This window comes from Paenibacillus sp. ICGEB2008, from assembly GCF_000307675.1.
Lineage (GTDB): Bacteria > Bacillota > Bacilli > Paenibacillales > Paenibacillaceae > Paenibacillus > Paenibacillus polymyxa.
The window spans coordinates 73,343-90,834 of record NZ_AMQU01000026.1 but is presented as its reverse complement, the minus strand read 5'-3'; the positions used below and the strand labels follow the sequence as shown (position 1 = coordinate 90,834).

Genomic DNA, 17,492 nt, shown 5'->3' with positions numbered 1-17,492 from the left:
TTTATGTGACTGCAACCATAAATTGGCTTCTAAAAAATTTGTAGAAAAAAGAGGGAAAGCATGGAGTATGTTGAATATGTACAGAGTGTGTTTAAAGAACGAAATTCATTTTGGAGTCAGGAGGTGCCACAGACTTGAGCAACAATGACATCATTGTTAGTTTGGACATCGGTACATCCAAAGTTCGGGCTATTATTGGGGAAATGAATAATGGAACCTTTAATATTATTGGAGTTGGATCTGCCGACTCGGAAGGGATTCGCAAAGGTGCAATTGTAGACATTGATCAAACCGTGCAATCAATCCGTAACGCCGTGGATCACGCAGAACGCATGGTTGGTATTCAAATAACAGAAGTGTATGTGGGGATCTCAGGCAACCATATTGGTCTGCAAAATAGTCATGGCGTAGTAGCCGTGTCCAACGAGGACCGTGAAATCGGTGAGGAGGACATTGAACGTGTACTGAAGGCAGCAGAAGTAATTGCCGTACCACCGGAGAGAGAAATCATTGACGTGGTAGCCAAGCAGTATGTCGTGGATGGCCTTGAAGGAATTCAGGACCCTCGTGGTATGATCGGTGTTCGTCTCGAAGTAGAGGCTACGATTGTTACTGGAGGCAAAACCCCAATACATAATCTGTTGCGCTGCGTTGAGAAAGCTGGCCTGAGGATTAAAGATCTCGTCTTGTTGCCTCTCGGAGCTGGACAGTTGTCTCTTTCGAAGGATGAAAAGGTGATGGGTTCCGTGCTGGTGGATATTGGTGCAGGTTCTACGAATGTGGCCATTTTCCAGGAAGGAACGATTGTTGCCACATCAACACTCCCAATCGGCGGAGAATTTGTAACCAATGATATTGCCTACGGACTGAGAACCCTTACCGATCAAGCCGAAAAAGTTAAACTCAAATACGGCTGCGCTTGGTATGATGATGCAGCAGCCGATGTCGTCTTTAAAGTGACCCGTATCGGCAGTAATGTAGATAAGGAGTTCAACCAACAGGATTTGGCTGCTATTATTGAGCCGAGGGTACAGGAAATTTTTCAACTCATTCAGGCGGAAGTTAAGCGCTTGGGTTACACAGAGCTTCCGGGGGGTTATATACTTACCGGAGGCACCGTCTCCATGCCTGGTGTACTTCAGGTGGCACAAAGCGAACTGGCCGCTTCCGTAAGGATCGCTGTACCTGATTTTATCGGTGTAAGGGATCCGGGATACACGAGCGGAGTTGGTATCTTGCATAATGCTATTCGTTACTATCGCGGGAGATCGACTAGTGTTAGCAACAGTGGCGGTAGTACCAAGAAGCCGACTAACCGAACCAAGAGCAGCAGTCCCGTTGCGGAAGGCGAGCAGAAGCAGGGGTTGATTGAACGCTTAAAAAATATGTTCAGTGAATTTATATAACGTTCATTGCTAATTATGCCAATCATGGACGGGCCATCCATGCACATTGAGGGGGAGATGGAATAGTATGTTGGAATTTGATTTTGAAATGGAGAGCTTGGCTCAAATTAAAGTGATCGGCGTCGGAGGCGGCGGCAGCAATGCAGTTAACCGAATGATCGAAAATGGAGTTCAGGGTGTAGAGTTTATTACTGTCAATACAGATGCCCAGGCGCTTCACTTGGCGAAGTCTGAGCATAAGCTTCAAATTGGCGATAAGCTGACTCGTGGTTTGGGTGCCGGGGCTAACCCTGACGTGGGTAAAAAAGCGGCTGAAGAGTCGCGTGAGCTCATTATGAATACGCTCAAAGGCGCGGATATGGTATTCGTAACTGCGGGAATGGGTGGCGGTACAGGAACCGGAGCGGCCCCTGTCATTGCTGAAATTGCTAAGGAGTGCGGTGCGCTGACTGTAGGCGTGGTAACCCGACCATTCACATTTGAAGGGCGTAAACGCTCCAATCAAGCTGAACTTGGCATTGAGGGATTGAAAGAAAAAGTAGATACCTTGATTGTAATCCCGAATGATCGCTTGCTTGAGATTGTGGATAAGAAAACCCCGATGCTGGAAGCATTCCGTGAAGCAGATAATGTTCTGCGTCAGGCCGTACAAGGTATTTCGGATTTGATCGCTGTACCGGGTCTGATCAATCTTGACTTCGCTGACGTAAAAACGATCATGACGGAGCGTGGTTCCGCGTTGATGGGGATTGGCGAAGCGACGGGTGAAAATCGTGCGGCTGAAGCAGCGCGCAAGGCTATCATGAGTCCGTTGCTAGAGACATCCATAGAAGGTGCGCGTGGTGTCATTATGAACATCACTGGCGGCACCAATTTGTCTCTATACGAAGTCAATGAGGCGGCTGAAATTGTAACATCAGCTTCCGATCCGGAAGTGAACATGATTTTCGGTGCTATCATTGATGAAGACTTGAAAGAAGAGATTAAGGTTACCGTGATCGCCACTGGTTTTGAAGGTAAGCCGAGCCAACCAGCACCGGGACGTAGACCAGCAGCTAACCCAGCGGCTTCCGAAGCAACGGAAAAGTCCTCTCCTAACTTGCGTCCATTCGGTAACACTCAAAGCAGTGACCAATTGGATATTCCGACATTCTTACGTAACCGTTCACGCAATAATAATAACGATAACTAGTTTATATCTAGACAGCCCGCATCCTCCTTGGAGATGCGGGCTTCTTTCTGTTTTCTTCGCATCCCGCACGGCCAGTGCTTCTCCTCTTTCCGACAAAATTAGTCGGACACCGTCCCCACCGTTAGACAGACTTTGAACCATATGACTACTATACTTAAGCCTATCCTGCAAAATGCTGGGCGGGTGAATCCTTGGTTGTTTATATCGATTTAATTTTCTTGGCCAATTTGTTCATTGATGCTGTGTTGCTAATGGCCACCGCCTGGATGAGAAAGATTCGTCCAGTGTGGTGGCGATTGATGACTTCAGCTGGAATTGGCGCAATGTACGTAGTCATGATGTTTGTGCCGGAACTGTCATTTTTATTTACGTTTCTAATCAAGCTGGCCTTATCGGTCATCATGCTGCTGGTGGCCTTTGGTTTTGGCAGCATGCAAAAGTATCTTCGTACAATGGGTGCCTTTTACATGATCAATTTTGTGGCAGCAGGTGGCATTTTGGGGATGCATTATTTTCTCCAAAATACGGGGGAATTGTTTAATGGCATCTGGTATACCGCTTCAGGTGGAATGTCTTTTGAATTGAAAATCGCATTCTGGTTTATTTTATGCGCATTTGGCGGAGTGATGCTTTTCTTTCGTATTGTGCAGTCCTCGAAGCAACGCACAGAAAGGATGAGTGGCTTTTTGGGGCAAGTACAGGTGTGGATCGGGCAGGATCATATTGAGTGTACAGGCTTGTTGGATACAGGTAACCAACTGCATGATCCTTTGACCCGAACCCCAGTAATGGTGATGGAGGCGGTTTTGTGGGAATCGTATTTACCCGCTTCCTGGCTCCAAAAATGTTCTGAGGGTAATGCTGATCAACTAGTGATGGATCTGGGGGAGGAACCGTTCAACTGGCAGGATCGTGTTCGTCTCGTTCCCTATCGTGGAATTAACAAAAGTCATTCCTTTATGCTCGCACTCAAACCAGATCGAGTAGAGGTGGTGATGAATGGGATTCATTTTGTACATCATCGAGTGCTGATTGGCTTGGACGGGGGAAAGTTGTCGGCAGAGGGCAAATACCGTGCCATCATCCATCCAGATGTGACGGCACACGAAGAGGGGGGTGCTGATTCAAGCTTGAAACGAGAAGCATATGCTAGTGATCATTTTACAGAATCAGGATAATGGAGAAGAGTACAGGACAAGGTTTAAAGACGAGGAGAAACATTCGATGCTGAAATGGACGGAGCCAGTAAGACTTGTACTATTTCCAAAAGGGGGAGAATGATATGAGGGAACAAATGAATTTAAAGATGAAATTTAGGCTAGCATGGCAACTGCAATATTATCGTATTTTATTTTTATTCGGGCTGAAAAGTGAAGAAATTTATTATATTGGCGGTAGCGAGGCGCTCCCCCCTCCATTAACAAGAGACGAGGAAGAGTATTTGCTTGGAAAGCTTTCTTCTGGAGATGCGGCAGTGAGGTCGATGCTAATTGAGAGAAACTTGCGGTTAGTCGTGTATATCGCCCGTAAATTTGAAAATACGGGAATCAACATTGAGGATCTCGTATCCATCGGTGCTATTGGGCTGATCAAAGCGGTGAACACTTTTGATCCAGAGAAGAAAATCAAACTTGCCACTTATGCATCTCGATGCATTGAAAATGAGATTTTAATGTATTTGCGTCGTAATAGCAAAACGAGAACGGAGGTTTCTTTTGATGAGCCTCTGAATATCGATTGGGATGGTAATGAGTTGTTGCTTTCCGATGTGATGGGCACGGAAAATGATACCATTTACCGTAATATTGAGGAGCAAGTAGATCGTAAATTATTGCATAAGGCACTGGATAAGTTGACGGATCGAGAGCGTTTGATTATGGAACTGCGCTTCGGCTTACAAGACGGAGAAGAGAAGACACAGAAGGATGTTGCTGACCTGCTGGGTATATCGCAATCGTATATTTCGCGTCTGGAAAAACGAATTATAAAGCGCTTACGAAAAGAATTCAATAAAATGGTATAATGCTTGGGGATATCCGGAAGCGATGGAAACGGCGAATAAAAAAAATGCCCTCAGGAGATAATGTACATTAATGTTGCTCCTTGGGAGGTAAGACACGATGACCCGAAACAAAGTGGAAATTTGCGGTGTGGATACCGCCAAACTGCCGGTATTAACCAATGCAGAGATGCGCGAGCTGTTCACATCACTTCAGCAAAATAATGAACGATCAGCCAGAGAAAAATTGGTCAACGGCAATCTCCGGCTCGTCCTGAGTGTGATTCAGCGTTTTAACAATCGGGGGGAGTTTGTGGACGATTTGTTTCAGGTAGGATGCATCGGCCTGATGAAGGCGATTGATAATTTTGACCTTTCGCAAAACGTAAAGTTCTCCACTTATGCGGTGCCGATGATCATCGGAGAGATCCGCCGTTATTTGCGGGATAACAATCCGATCCGTGTGTCCCGTTCGTTGCGGGATATTGCATATAAGGCGCTTCAGGTGCGGGACAGTCTGACAAATCTGAACTCGCGGGAACCAACGATTTTTGAAATATCAGAGGTGCTGAACGTGCCTAAAGAAGATGTTGTGTTCGCATTGGATGCGATTCAGGATCCAGTTTCGCTGTTCGAGCCGATATATCACGACGGGGGCGACCCAATCTATGTGATGGATCAGATCAGTGATGACAGAAATAAAGACGTCTCATGGATTGAGGAAATCGCTCTCCGGGAAGCGATGCATCGCCTGGGCCAGCGTGAAAAGATGATATTGTCTATGCGTTTTTATGAAGGAAAGACGCAAATGGAGGTTGCCGACGAAATCGGTATCTCTCAAGCCCAGGTTTCGAGATTAGAGAAGTCGGCTATACAGCAAATGCAAAAACATGTAAAGTCCTAATGAAATGAATGCTTGAATGATTCAGTGATAAAAACGATCCCGTGTGGATCGTTTTTGCGTTTGCAGGACATTTTTTGGGCTCTCCCACTCATATAGTGAAATAAAGGATGTGATGCGTGTGAATGCACCGGAAACGTCAGTAAGAGCCATGAAAATTTCCGAGTTTCAAACCAAGGATGTCATTAACATTGTAGATGGACGACGTCTAGGACAAATCAGTGATCTGGAGATTGATGTACGACAAGGGAAAATTGAAGCTATTGTGGTTCCGGGCAGCAGCCGATTCATGGGTTGGTTTGGAGGGGGAAGCGAATTGGTTATTCCGTGGCGCAACATTGTGAAAATTGGTTCGGATGTTGTGCTTGTTCGACTGGAGGGATTGCATGAGCCGCCGGATGAGAGGGAGGAAAAGTCTTATATCGAACGTCAGGAGCGGAATGACCGACGGGGCTTTTGAACAGCAGGTACACGTAATTTAGTATGTTGTGAAGACACAGCGGCGGCTTTTTGGTACACTGGGCAGTAGAGGTGAGAACGAAATGGAACCGTTTATAGTGAATACCGAGGCTAGAGGGACTACGCCCATGCAAGATGGCGGACGTCCCGTGCCAGAGTTGTTATATATCCAATCTTGGGAGCGGCAGGTTCAGGGATTAACAGTGGGGTTTACAGGGCGTCATGGCGGTGTCAGCGAAGCGCCATACGATAATCTGAACTGTGCGTTTCATGTAGGGGATGACCCGGAGAAAGTCATTCGCAATCGCCAATTAATTGCTGAGCAGCTTGGTTTTGCTGCTGAAGCGTGGACGTGCGGCGAACAGGTCCACGGTAATCATGTTGCTGTTGTCCACGCTGCTGATCGTGGGCGAGGCTTTATGGATCGTGCATCAGCTTTTCAGGACACAGATGGACTTCTGACGAATATACCAGGCATTTTGCTGACGTCCTTTTATGCGGACTGTGTACCCTTATATTTTTGTGATCCCGTGCATCGTGTGATTGGATTGGCGCATGCAGGCTGGAAGGGAACAGTTGCGGAGATTGCGTTGAAAATGGTACAGACCATGCAAACTGAATATGGATCTCAGCCGTCCGATATACTAGCAGCTATTGGTCCTTCTATTGGTCCTGAATCCTATGAGGTAGATGAGCATGTGATGAATCAAATCCGGGTTTTAGAGCATGATTGCCCGGGTAATGATAAATGGGAAGGTTCTGTTTATTTCCCCTTAACTGGTGGAAAAACACTACTCGACTTGAAACAATGCAATCGACACATTATGATGAAAGCAGGAATATTGCCGAGCCATATCGAATGTACTACCTTGTGCACGAGTAGCCGCAGCGATTTATTTTTTTCATATCGCAAGGAAGGCGGCGTTACAGGAAGAATGGCGAGTTGGATTGGTCTGGAAGAGAGGTGAGTCCTCCCGTGTCTTTGGAGGAACGAATTAAAGAAGTTAACGCCCGTATCGAAGCGGCATGTGCCCGTAGCGGACGTTCGCGTGATGAAGTAAATGTCATCGCTGTCACGAAATATGTTTCGGCGGCGGCAATGGCATCCGTATTGGATAACGACTTGGAGCATGTGGGCGAAAATCGCTGGCAGGATGCTGCGGATAAATGGAGCAAGTTGGGTGATCGGGGAACGTGGCATTTTATTGGTCATCTCCAAACGAATAAGGTTAAAGATGTAATTGGAAAATTTAAATTTATACATTCGCTTGATCGCTTATCGCTTGCTCAGGAATTGGACAAGAAGGCAGCCGCTTTGGGACTGCGAGTCAAAGCTTTTGTGCAAGTCAATATTTCTGGGGAAATTTCAAAATACGGCTTATCCTCCGAGGCAGTTGCCCCTTTCCTAGAACAAATTCGCGAGTTGGAACATGTGGATGTAATCGGCCTGATGACCATGGCTCCTCATGAGGAAAACCCAGAACATACTCGACCTGTGTTTCGGGGATTACGTGAACTGCGTGATCGGTTAAATGGACAAGCTTTGACTAGAGAACCTATCGTTCACTTGTCTATGGGGATGTCCAATGATTTTGAAGTGGCGGTTGAAGAAGGAGCGACTTGGTTGCGGCTTGGTTCCGTACTGGTCGGACGAGAGGAGGATTTTCAGTGGGCGTAATGAATAAGTTCATGAACTTTCTGGGCCTTCAGGAAGAAGAGGAAGTTATAGAGCGAGAGGTTATGAATACGCCGGAAGATCAAGAAATTGAAACCCCAAGCTTTGATAAACGTAAGAACCAGAAGGGCACGAATGTTGTCAGCATCCATTCACAAAAAAATGTGAAAGTTGTTCTGTATGAGCCGCGTTCTTACGATGAAGCACAGGAAATCGCCGACCATATCCGTTCCCACCGGACCGTCGTGGTTAACTTGCAACGAATTCGCAAGGATCAGGCGCTACGCATCATTGATTTTTTGAGTGGCACTGTGTATGCACTGAGTGGCGGCATTTCGAAGGTCGGTAACAATATTTTTCTGTGCACACCGGATACGGTTGAAATTCAAGGCTCCATTACGGAGATACTGGCTGACACTGAACAAGAACTTAACAGAATGAGGTGAGCTTTTCTTGATCGAGGTAATTTACTGGCTATTTCAGATTTATTCGTACATGATCATTGCATATGTCCTGCTGTCATGGCTTCCTAATGCCAGAGAGAGTGTGATCGGTGATTTACTTGCCAGGTTTGTGGAGCCATATTTGTCTCCTTTCCGCAGGTTTATACCGCCAATCTTCGGGATGATTGATATTTCACCTATCGTAGCGTTGATTGCTCTGCGTTTTGCATCGTACGGTTTGATTTCTTTAATCGGCAATTTCGTCTAGGAGGATTTATGCGGACTGAGATTTATGAGCATTTTCACCCGGATGAACGGGATTATGTGGATCGTGCTTCCGAATGGATCAGTCATGCGGGAGCTTATCATGAGCAGAAGCTGACTGATTTTTTGGATCCGCGACAACAGTACATATTGGAGACACTTGCTTCGAAGGAAGACAAGGTCACGATTAGGGTAGATGGCGGATACATGGCTTCGGAACGAAAGCGGGCGCTGATTGCGCCCGATTATTCGTATTTGGACGATGAGGAAATGGGAATTCAGGTCCTTTCCATCACTTCTGATGATCATAAAATCAATACCCTTGAGCACGGTGATTATCTAGGTGCCATTTTGGGGCTTGGAATCAAGCGTGGCAAAATCGGGGACATTCACGTGCTGGATGATGGGTGTCATGTATTGGTGGCGTCAGAGATTGGAGATTTTATGACCATGCATTTGCAGCAGGTACATCGTGTTCATGTATGGACAGAACTGTTGCCAGTAGCAAGTCTCCGAACGAAGGAAGTCGCATTAGAGGCGATGGATCTGACGGTGGCTTCTTTGCGCCTGGACGGGATTGCTAGTGACGTCTACAAATTGAGCCGCAGTAAAATATTAACACCGATTCGAGCGGGACGATGTCGGGTAAACTGGAAGGTGGAGGAGAATCCATCGACTTCACTTAAAGTTGGGGACGTTATTTCCATGCAGGGATTTGGGCGTTTTAAAGTGCTTGAAACAGACGGGATGACAAAAAAGGGTAGATTCCGTGTCAAAATTGGTAAGTTTGTATAGCTGAAGGCAGGATTCATGAGATTTCTGTCGAAAGAATTAACCTATAGCGTTGAACTGGAACGATTTTGCTCTGTACAGTATTCACAAAACGGGGTATGATGACCGATAGATGATATTGAGCGTCGTGACGCGGAAAATTAATTTTTTGTCAATCTTATAGGAGGTGGACGGCATGCCATTAACGCCATTGGATATACATAATAAGGAATTTGCCCGCCGGCTTCGCGGTTATGACGAGGATCAGGTTAATGAATTTTTGGATCAGGTGATCAAGGACTACGAGGGCGTTATCCGTGAAAATAAAGAATTGAGCACCCAGTTGTTGAACGTACAGGAGAAGCTCGATCATTTCGCGACGATTGAGGATACACTGAGCAAGACAATTATTGTCGCGCAGGAAGCAGCTGATGAAGTTCGCAACAACGCCAAGAAAGAATCTCAACTGATCGTGAAGGAAGCGGAAAAAAATGCGGATCGTATTGTGAACGAAGCATTGTCCAAATCCCGTAAAATCGCGTTGGAGGTTGAAGAGCTGAAGAAACAGGCTTCAATTTACCGAGCACGGTTTCGTACATTGGTGGAAGCGCAGCTCGACTTGTTAAGCCAAGATGGCTGGGAAGCACTTGAAAACCGTGAACGCGAAGTGCTGGAGCGCGAGCGTGAAATGAAAGAAATTTACTAATTTTGATTTCTGACAAGCTTTTATTAGGTCTTGTTAGGGTTGACTTTTATCTTTAAACAGGCTATAACTGTAAATACTATACTGAATTCAACGATTATCCGTCTATCGGTTGATGGTTGTTATTCAAGGCAACGATGTTGCTGATTTAAGATTTCGATGAATTTAACATGTTTAATTCGTTGATGGGAACGAGTATGTCATGATTTGTCCCTCAGAGAGTTGGCCTACCGGTGCAAGCCAACGTTCAGAACATGACTGAAGATCCTCCCGGAGAAGTGAGCTGAAGCGCTTAAACTTAGGGCGTGTGTAAGCAATCACCGTTTGCCATGCGTTATAATGGCGCCCTGCTGAAGTAGAGTAGGGCTCAGAGAGTCGTGACAAGATCGTCTTTTTAGATTGGTCTATTTACGGAATCAGGGTGGTAACGCGAGCACAGTCTCGTCCCTTTTACAGGGATGGGGCTTTTTTTTGTTGCTTTTTTAAGTGCGCTAGAACAATCAATGATGAGCAGAGAGGAAGTATAACGTTATGAACAGAGTGGATGTTAAAGAAAAAGCACGGTCACGTGACCTACGCATCCTGAGCAAATGGAAACAGGAGGACACATTCCGTAAATCCATTACCAATCGTGAAGGAAAGCCCAATTTTGTGTTTTATGAGGGCCCACCAACAGCTAACGGTAAACCACACATCGGTCATGTGCTGGGTCGCGTAATTAAGGATTTCGTCGGCCGCTATCAGACTATGAAGGGATATCGTGTCGTACGGAAGGCGGGTTGGGATACGCATGGCCTGCCGGTGGAACTGGGTGTGCAAAAGCAACTGGGGATCTCCCACAAACCTGAAATTGAAGAATATGGTGTTGAGAAATTTATTAAAAAATGTAAAGCGAGCGTGTTTGAATACGAGCAGCAATGGCGCGATTTAACCGAAGCGATCGGATACTGGACAGACCTTGATCACCCGTACATTACCTTGGACAATAACTATATCGAGAGCGTATGGAACATTTTGGCGACGATTCATGAGAAAGACCTGCTGTATCGTGGTCATCGTGTGAGTCCGTATTGCCCGGATTGTCAGACGACGCTAAGTTCCCATGAAGTAGCACAGGGCTACAAAGATGTAAAGGATCTGAGTGCCACGGCCAAATTCAAGCTGCATAGCAGTGGTGAATATGTACTGGCCTGGACGACAACACCTTGGACCTTGCCGAGCCACGTGGCGCTCGCTGTCAACCCTGAGCTGGAATACGCACGTGTGAAGCAAGAAGATGGTGTATACATCGTTGCTAAAAATCTGGTTGAGACCGTAATTAAAGGTGATCATGAAGTGATTGGCACACTATCGGGTTCTGAACTGGTAGGCCAAACCTATACCCCGCCATTTACTTATTTTCAGGTGGAAAAGGGTAACCAAATTCTGGGTGCGAAGTTCGTAACAGACTCCAGCGGTACAGGTATCGTTCATATGGCTCCGGCACATGGTGAGGATGACTATCGCGTATGTCGTGAAAATGGTGTTGGGTTTATCAACGTAGTGGATCTTCAAGGTAACTATGTAGCTGAAATCACTGATTTTGCAGGCCGTTTTGTGAAAGATTGCGATGTAGATATTGTGAAAATGCTATCCGAAAAAGGTTTGCTGTACAGCAAGGAAAAATACGAGCATAGCTATCCGTTCTGCTGGCGCTGCGATACTCCATTACTGTACTATGCTATGGACAGCTGGTTTATCAAAACAACTGCGATCAAGGATCAACTGATTGCCAACAACAGCGAAGTTGAATGGTACCCAGGTCATGTACGCGAAGGACGCTTTGGCAAGTTTTTGGAGGAACTGGTGGACTGGAACATCAGTCGTGATCGCTATTGGGGTACACCGCTTAATATCTGGGTTTGTGAGGAAACTGGAGAACAGTTCGCACCCCACAGTATTGCTGAGTTGAGAGAACGTGCGATTGGGGACGTGCCGGCGGATATCGAGCTACACAAACCATATGTAGATGATATCAAGGTTCGTAGCCAATGCGGTAAATACGAAATGACTCGCACACCGGAAGTCATCGACGTATGGTTCGATAGCGGTTCTATGCCGTTTGCACAGCATCATTATCCTTTTGAGAATAATGAAACGTTCGAGCAGCAATTTCCAGCAGATATGATCTGTGAAGGGATTGACCAGACTCGTGGCTGGTTCTATAGCTTGCTTGCGGTTTCGACTATGCTGACTGGCAAAGCTCCTTACAAAGCTGTCATGGCAACAGGCCATGTACTGGATGAGCAGGGTCAGAAAATGTCCAAATCGAAGGGCAATGTTATCGATCCGTGGGAAGTAATTGACGAGTACGGTACAGACGCTTTCCGCTGGGCATTGCTCTCCGATAGCGCACCATGGAATAGCAAACGTTTTTCCAAAGGCATCGTAGGCGAAGCTAAATCGAAGCTGGTAGATACGCTTGTCAATACACACGCATTTCTGACTTTGTATGCAGATATTGACGGATTTGATCCGGCACAGCATCCGTTCAAGCCATCGGCACACAAATTGGATCGCTGGATTTTGTCCCGTCTGAACAGCTTAATTTTGGTTGTGGACAAAGCATTGTCTGTCAATGACTTCCTGAACTCTGCCAAAGCGATTGAGTCGTTTGTGGATGAACTGAGTAACTGGTATATCCGTCGTTCACGTGATCGATTCTGGGGTAACGGGCTTACAGAAGATAAGCTGGATGCGTACCGCACACTGACGGAGGTGCTGTTAACGACGGCGAAGCTGCTTGCACCGTTCACACCGCTGCTTGCTGAGGATATTTACCTCAACCTGAGCAATGGGGAAAGTGTTCATCTGGATGACTATCCGTCTGCCAATGAATCCTTAATTGATCTGGAACTGGAGCGAGATATGGAAACGGCACGTCGCGTCGTTGAATTAGCACGTAATGTCCGTAACGAAACGGGTTTGAAAACACGTCAACCGTTGTCTGAGTTGATTCTGTCTATGGATCAGGATTTTGACCTGGGTGGCTATGAGGAAATCATCAAAGATGAGATCAATGTGAAGCATATTCATGTTGAGACGGACGATAGCGGATTTGTAGATTTTACATTGAAGCTGAATTTGAAAGTGGCAGGCAAGAAATACGGCAAAAATGTCGGATTCCTACAAAATCTTTTCAAGGGAATGTCTGCTGAAGAAACTCGTTCTGTTGTAGAAAAAGGGGTACTGAACGTGGCTTCTCCAGAAGGAGAAGAGTTGCAAGTTACAGCTGAGGAATTGCTGGTGGAGAAAAAAGCGAAAGAAGGCTTCGCTTCTGCTTCTGGCTATGGCTTAACGGTAGCGTTGAACACAGACATTACACCGGAGCTTGAGCAAGAGGGCTGGGTACGTGAAGTGGTTCGTGCGGTACAAGACTACCGCAAAAAGCTGGATCTGCCGATTGAAAAGTATGTAGCATTGACGTTGGATGTAGACAACGATTTGCGTCAGGCGATCGAAAGCTTCGACTCTGTGTTGCGTGAGAACGTATTGGTAACCACGGTGACATTTGGTCAAGCCGAACCAGCGGAACATGTAGAAGTGAATGGCAAAACGATCGGCGTTCATATTGGGGAATAATTACAAGCCCCCTGTCCCATAATACAATAACAGGCAGCATATAAAAACGAGCCTAAGCATCGGAAACGGGTTTCCTCCGTTACGTGCTTCGGCTCGTTTGCTGCTTTCGGGGCAGCCATGGGAAAAGGGGGATTGTGCATATGACAGCACGGTCAAGGCGCAGACTGGGAAGGAGTCTCCGAGGGATGAACGGAGAAGGGGCCGCCATAGCCTCAGATAAGGGAATAGCAGGTGACCAGGCAGAGAAACTAAGTCGTGTGGAAAAGCTGGTGCAAGCTGTATCAGAGCAGATGGAACGAACACGTATTGCAGATTACGCTTTGCTGCTGAATAAGCCTTGGCGATTACTTTGGCTAAACCTAATATCAGGTGTTTCCCGTGGAATCGGCATTGCGCTAGGGTTTACTTTTTTTGCCGCTACCATAATTTATGTGCTGCAAGTGCTGGGAGCGCTGAATTTGCCGATTATCGGTGATTATATCGCTGATATTGTACGGATCGTACAGCGACAATTAGAGCTTACTACCTACTAGGGCGTTTCACTTTTAAGCTTCCGATTCGTCCTCGTGCAAATCCGGCTCCAGCAGAACTTCACCCTCGCCATCTTCTATATAACGCTGATAAATAGAACTGCGGACAATGGATACATTTCTGCCATAAATGTCAGTAGCGACAAAGCTTTCATATGGCTCTACGAAGCCCATATTATCATCGCCAGCTTCAATTTCCATATCATCATAGCGGTGGATTTCACCACTTTCCGCCATGGCCGGGGTGTTAGAGGTTCCCCAATTTTCAACGATCTGCCAAGCATCTTCACCGTCAAAGCCGTTTTGTTCTTCACGCTCATCCAGGCTTGTTCTACCGAACGCGGGAGCGAGAAATTCTTCCTCCACCGGACGGTTGTTAGATACTTCTGTTTCAGGACTGTATTCTTTGCAATAAATGGTATAGGGAACAGCCAACAGGCGTTCATAGGGGATGGGTTTGCCGCTGGCGGCGCAAATGCCATAGGTTCCCTTATCCATAGCCATCAAGGCTGATTTGATACGTTCCAATTGAAACTCGTCATGCTCCAGTAAGGAAATATCTTTGGCTCGCTCATAGGTTTCGGTAGCTAGATCGCCTGGATGGTTATCGATGGGAGAAAGCTCACCGGTTTGGTCGCGTTGAGAATCGCCGAGTCCATAATGGTCGTTGTTTTGCAAACGATGCTCAATTTCCTTTTTGCGTTCCAGCAGTTCGTTACGCAAGCCCTGCAATTGTTGCTCCGTCAATGGGGACATTGGAATCCTCTCCTTGTTCTAGATTTACATGCATGCAATGTGTTAGGTATGCTCCTTGTAGTGTGCACCGGGAAGACCTCTTTTACATAGGAAATTCTAATCAAATGTGATTGAGTTCATTCCATTTAAGGACTATGCTCGATAGCCTGCAGGACTCGTGGACGATCTGAGAAGGCTTATGCTACAATAAATGGGTTCGACAACGGATATAAGCGGATCGGAGTGACGAAGGACTGTGATTTATTTTGGTATTGCGCTAATTATTTTTTTGATTGATCAGGGTGTCAAATATTTGGTGGCTACGCGGATGGAATTGTACGAGCAAATACCAGTCATCGGCAATTTCTTTTTAATCACCTCTCATCGTAATCGCGGAGCCGCTTTTGGGATTTTGGAAGGGCAACGCTGGCTTTTTATCGTGATTACAATTGTAGTTGTGATTGGTATCGTATGGTACCTGAGAAAAACGGTCAGAGCTGGGCAAAAACTACTTCCTGTTGCGCTAAGTTTGGTACTTGGGGGAGCGGTTGGTAATTTTTTGGATCGAGCTATTTCTGGAGAAGTAGTTGATTTTGCACAGTTCAATTTTGGAAGCTACACATTCCCGATTTTTAATGTGGCAGACTCGGCAATTGTCATCGGTGTTGCACTGATTATTTTGGATACATTGCTGGAATCGCGTCGGGAAAAAGGGAATGGCAATGATAGCGTTGAAGGGAAGTCATAGCATGAACGAAGTGAATGAAAACGGCGAAGCCATAGGTCTGTCTTATGAGGACGAACTGGAGGGTGAATCTCTGGAATGGACAGCGGATTCAGGGGATGCCAAAACACGTATAGACAAATACATCGCCGAAGAAATGAAGGAAGTGTCTCGTTCCCAGATCCAGCTGTGGATCGGGAATGGTCGGGTACTGGTGAACGGTGCGGCGGTCAAAGCGAACTACAAGCTGGCTGAAGGAGATCATATCGTACTATCGGTACCTGAACCAGAAAGTGTAGATATTATGCCGGAAAATATTCCGCTAGATGTCGTATACGAGGATTCGGACGTTATTGTCATTAACAAGCAACGTGGTCTAGTTGTGCATCCTGCACCAGGACACTCCTCGGGAACACTGGTCAACGCACTGATGTACCACTGCCATGACCTTTCCGGCATCAACGGGGAATTACGTCCCGGTATTGTTCACCGTATTGATAAAGATACATCAGGACTGCTGATGGCAGCTAAAAATGATCAGGCCCACGCATCACTTGCAGCACAGCTGAAGGATCATAGCGTGACTCGGAAATATATAGCATTGGTCCACGGTCATTTGAGTCACGATCAGGGAACCGTAGATGCTCCGATTGGTCGTGATTCAGGTGACCGTAAATTGTTCACGGTTACGGAACGCAACAGCAAGCATGCAGTTACCCATTTTCTCGTCATTGAACGGTTAGGTGATTATACCCTGCTTGAACTTCAATTGGAGACAGGACGGACACACCAAATTCGTGTTCACATGAAATTCATTGGACATCCATTGGTTGGCGACCCTATGTATGGACGCAGTAAAGGGGTTCGTATGGATGGCCAAGCGCTGCATGCAGCGGTTCTGGGATTTAAGCATCCAACTACTGGAGAGTACTTAGAATTAAGCAGACCGATCCCTCCTGATATGGAGGACGTATTAACGTCCTTGCGTAGTCGCTAAAATAATGATGATTTGCTCTGCTTTCCTATTCAAAAACTTGAATAAATTATTAAGTATAACCGCCTAAATGGCGGTTTTTTTATTGTCTGAATAGGAATGGGTAAAAACAACTATGGATAATTATACAATTAGGATGTATAATTATTAAAGTGCTTCCGGTGGTTCCGGTTGAACGGGTGTTGACACGAGATTTTCAATCTGTCATACTTCTTGTAGTTGCGATGGACTTTGTCCGAGAGATGGTTAACCATCTCACACTATGAGAAACAGGACAAAGGAAATCCTGAATAGCACCTTTAAATCAGTCCCGTGAGGCTGGCAAGGTAACGTGAATGGATCACTGATCAGTGCATCCGCTGCGGCGGTATGTCTTCAGTGTGTCCGACAGATCGGAGAACAGTGGAAGACTGTTCATACGAGACTCCTTGCCAAACTTGGGCAAGGAGTCTTTTTTGTATCCGAACACGGGACCAGGTCTGAAGGGAACATCACCTGAGGAGGCTGGAAGCATGAGTATTGAAACACATGTACTGATGGATGAAATTGCGATTCGTCGGGCATTAACGCGGATTGCACATGAAATTTTGGAGAAAAACAAGGGTATTGACGATTGCGTACTCGTAGGTATTCGAACACGCGGAGTTCATCTGGCGCAGCGCTTGGCTGAAAAAATTGCTGAAATTGAAGGCGCACCAATTCCATGGGGAGAGCTAGATGTCACAGCCTACCGCGATGACCGGAGCAGCGTTGCCGAGGCTAAAGGAAATGGAAAAGAGCTTTTGATGAATCCCGCTGACGTATCGGTTCATGATAAGAAAGTCATTCTCTTTGACGATGTGCTGTACACAGGCCGCACTATTCGCGCGGCGATGGATGCATTGATGGACTGCGGACGACCGCAAATGATCCAGCTGGCTGTGCTAGCAGATCGCGGACACCGTGAGCTTCCGATTCGTCCGGATTACATCGGCAAGAACATCCCGACCTCCAAATCTGAGGAAATCGTAGTTGCACTTCAGGAGACGGACGGTAAGGACGAAGTGACGATCATTCAGAACCGGGGGGAATAGGT

The 17,492-nt window shown here is 46.3% G+C and carries 19 protein-coding genes and 1 other annotated feature; of the genes, 17 read left to right on the top strand and 2 right to left on the bottom strand.

Annotation, left to right across the window (positions count from 1 at the left end):
- Window positions 1–134 precede the first annotated feature (134 nt).
- The 14 genes from ftsA to C400_RS0121160 all read left to right on the top strand — a co-directional run bounded on the left by ftsA (window position 135) and on the right by C400_RS0121160 (window position 13,967).
- Window positions 135–1,406, top strand: coding sequence for a cell division protein FtsA (ftsA, locus tag C400_RS0121225; protein ID WP_016821540.1), 1,272 nt, complete (start codon window positions 135–137; stop codon window positions 1,404–1,406).
- A gap of 67 nt (window positions 1,407–1,473) precedes the next feature.
- Window positions 1,474–2,598, top strand: a complete 1,125-nt coding sequence (gene ftsZ, locus C400_RS0121220; protein WP_013372084.1) for a cell division protein FtsZ — start codon at window positions 1,474–1,476, stop codon at window positions 2,596–2,598.
- 191 nt (window positions 2,599–2,789) lie between these two features.
- On the top strand, window positions 2,790–3,776 hold the full coding sequence (spoIIGA, locus tag C400_RS0121215) for a sigma-E processing peptidase SpoIIGA (RefSeq protein WP_017428128.1): 987 nt from the start codon (window positions 2,790–2,792) through the stop codon (window positions 3,774–3,776).
- A 104-nt stretch (window positions 3,777–3,880) separates the two neighbouring features.
- The gene (gene sigE, locus C400_RS0121210; RefSeq protein WP_013372081.1) at window positions 3,881–4,621 is read left to right on the top strand and encodes an RNA polymerase sporulation sigma factor SigE; all 741 of its coding nucleotides are present in this window, start codon (window positions 3,881–3,883) and stop codon (window positions 4,619–4,621) included.
- Window positions 4,622–4,718: 97 nt separating this feature from the next.
- A complete protein-coding gene (sigG, locus tag C400_RS0121205; protein WP_013372080.1) occupies window positions 4,719–5,501 on the top strand; it encodes an RNA polymerase sporulation sigma factor SigG in 783 nt (260 codons plus the stop codon).
- Window positions 5,502–5,613: 112 nt separating this feature from the next.
- Complete coding sequence (locus tag C400_RS0121200; RefSeq protein WP_173426158.1) at window positions 5,614–5,958, top strand: YlmC/YmxH family sporulation protein; 345 nt, start codon at window positions 5,614–5,616, stop codon at window positions 5,956–5,958.
- Between the two features lie 82 nt (window positions 5,959–6,040).
- Window positions 6,041–6,925 (top strand): peptidoglycan editing factor PgeF, encoded by an 885-nt coding sequence (gene pgeF / locus C400_RS0121195; protein WP_026065490.1) that lies wholly within the window; start codon window positions 6,041–6,043, stop codon window positions 6,923–6,925.
- Window positions 6,926–6,933: 8 nt separating this feature from the next.
- Entirely contained in the window at window positions 6,934–7,635 is a 702-nt protein-coding gene (locus C400_RS0121190) for a YggS family pyridoxal phosphate-dependent enzyme (RefSeq protein WP_017428126.1), read from the top strand.
- Window positions 7,626–8,078 (top strand): cell division protein SepF, encoded by a 453-nt coding sequence (locus C400_RS0121185; RefSeq protein ID WP_013372076.1) that lies wholly within the window; start codon window positions 7,626–7,628, stop codon window positions 8,076–8,078. The genes C400_RS0121190 and C400_RS0121185 overlap by 10 nt, the downstream gene beginning before the upstream one ends.
- Before the next feature lie 7 nt (window positions 8,079–8,085).
- Window positions 8,086–8,343 (top strand): YggT family protein, encoded by a 258-nt coding sequence (locus C400_RS0121180; RefSeq protein ID WP_013372075.1) that lies wholly within the window; start codon window positions 8,086–8,088, stop codon window positions 8,341–8,343.
- Between the two features lie 8 nt (window positions 8,344–8,351).
- Window positions 8,352–9,134 carry a YlmH family RNA-binding protein gene (locus tag C400_RS0121175; protein ID WP_017428125.1) on the top strand — a complete coding sequence of 261 codons (783 nt, stop codon included), beginning with the start codon at window positions 8,352–8,354 and terminating at the stop codon, window positions 9,132–9,134.
- Window positions 9,135–9,306: 172 nt separating this feature from the next.
- A complete protein-coding gene (locus C400_RS0121170; RefSeq protein ID WP_013311075.1) occupies window positions 9,307–9,816 on the top strand; it encodes a DivIVA domain-containing protein in 510 nt (169 codons plus the stop codon).
- Window positions 9,817–9,986: 170 nt separating this feature from the next.
- Window positions 9,987–10,265, top strand: a binding site (T-box leader).
- 79 nt (window positions 10,266–10,344) lie between these two features.
- On the top strand, window positions 10,345–13,434 hold the full coding sequence (gene ileS, locus C400_RS0121165; protein WP_016821534.1) for an isoleucine--tRNA ligase: 3,090 nt from the start codon (window positions 10,345–10,347) through the stop codon (window positions 13,432–13,434).
- Between the two features lie 140 nt (window positions 13,435–13,574).
- Complete coding sequence (locus C400_RS0121160) at window positions 13,575–13,967, top strand: DUF5665 domain-containing protein (RefSeq protein ID WP_026065489.1); 393 nt, start codon at window positions 13,575–13,577, stop codon at window positions 13,965–13,967.
- A 12-nt stretch (window positions 13,968–13,979) separates the two neighbouring features.
- On the opposite strand, the gene C400_RS0121155 is transcribed toward C400_RS0121160, so the two are convergent.
- Complete coding sequence (locus C400_RS0121155; RefSeq protein WP_017428124.1) at window positions 13,980–14,720, bottom strand: TraR/DksA C4-type zinc finger protein; 741 nt, start codon at window positions 14,718–14,720, stop codon at window positions 13,980–13,982.
- 235 nt (window positions 14,721–14,955) lie between these two features.
- On the opposite strand from C400_RS0121155, the gene lspA reads away from it, so the two are divergent.
- Together lspA and C400_RS0121145 are read left to right on the top strand one after the other, a co-directional pair.
- Entirely contained in the window at window positions 14,956–15,447 is a 492-nt protein-coding gene (gene lspA / locus C400_RS0121150; RefSeq protein WP_013372070.1) for a signal peptidase II, read from the top strand.
- Window position 15,448: 1 nt separating this feature from the next.
- Window positions 15,449–16,420, top strand: coding sequence for an RluA family pseudouridine synthase (locus C400_RS0121145; RefSeq protein WP_017428123.1), 972 nt, complete (start codon window positions 15,449–15,451; stop codon window positions 16,418–16,420).
- A 337-nt stretch (window positions 16,421–16,757) separates the two neighbouring features.
- Here C400_RS0121145 and C400_RS28495 read toward each other — a convergent pair whose 3' ends face one another.
- The gene (locus C400_RS28495; protein ID WP_269800357.1) at window positions 16,758–16,886 is read right to left on the bottom strand and encodes a hypothetical protein; all 129 of its coding nucleotides are present in this window, start codon (window positions 16,884–16,886) and stop codon (window positions 16,758–16,760) included.
- Window positions 16,887–16,929: 43 nt separating this feature from the next.
- Between C400_RS28495 and pyrR the strand changes: the two genes are divergently transcribed.
- The gene (gene pyrR, locus C400_RS0121140; RefSeq protein WP_016821529.1) at window positions 16,930–17,490 is read left to right on the top strand and encodes a bifunctional pyr operon transcriptional regulator/uracil phosphoribosyltransferase PyrR; all 561 of its coding nucleotides are present in this window, start codon (window positions 16,930–16,932) and stop codon (window positions 17,488–17,490) included.
- The last annotated feature ends 2 nt before the right edge of the window (window positions 17,491–17,492 follow it).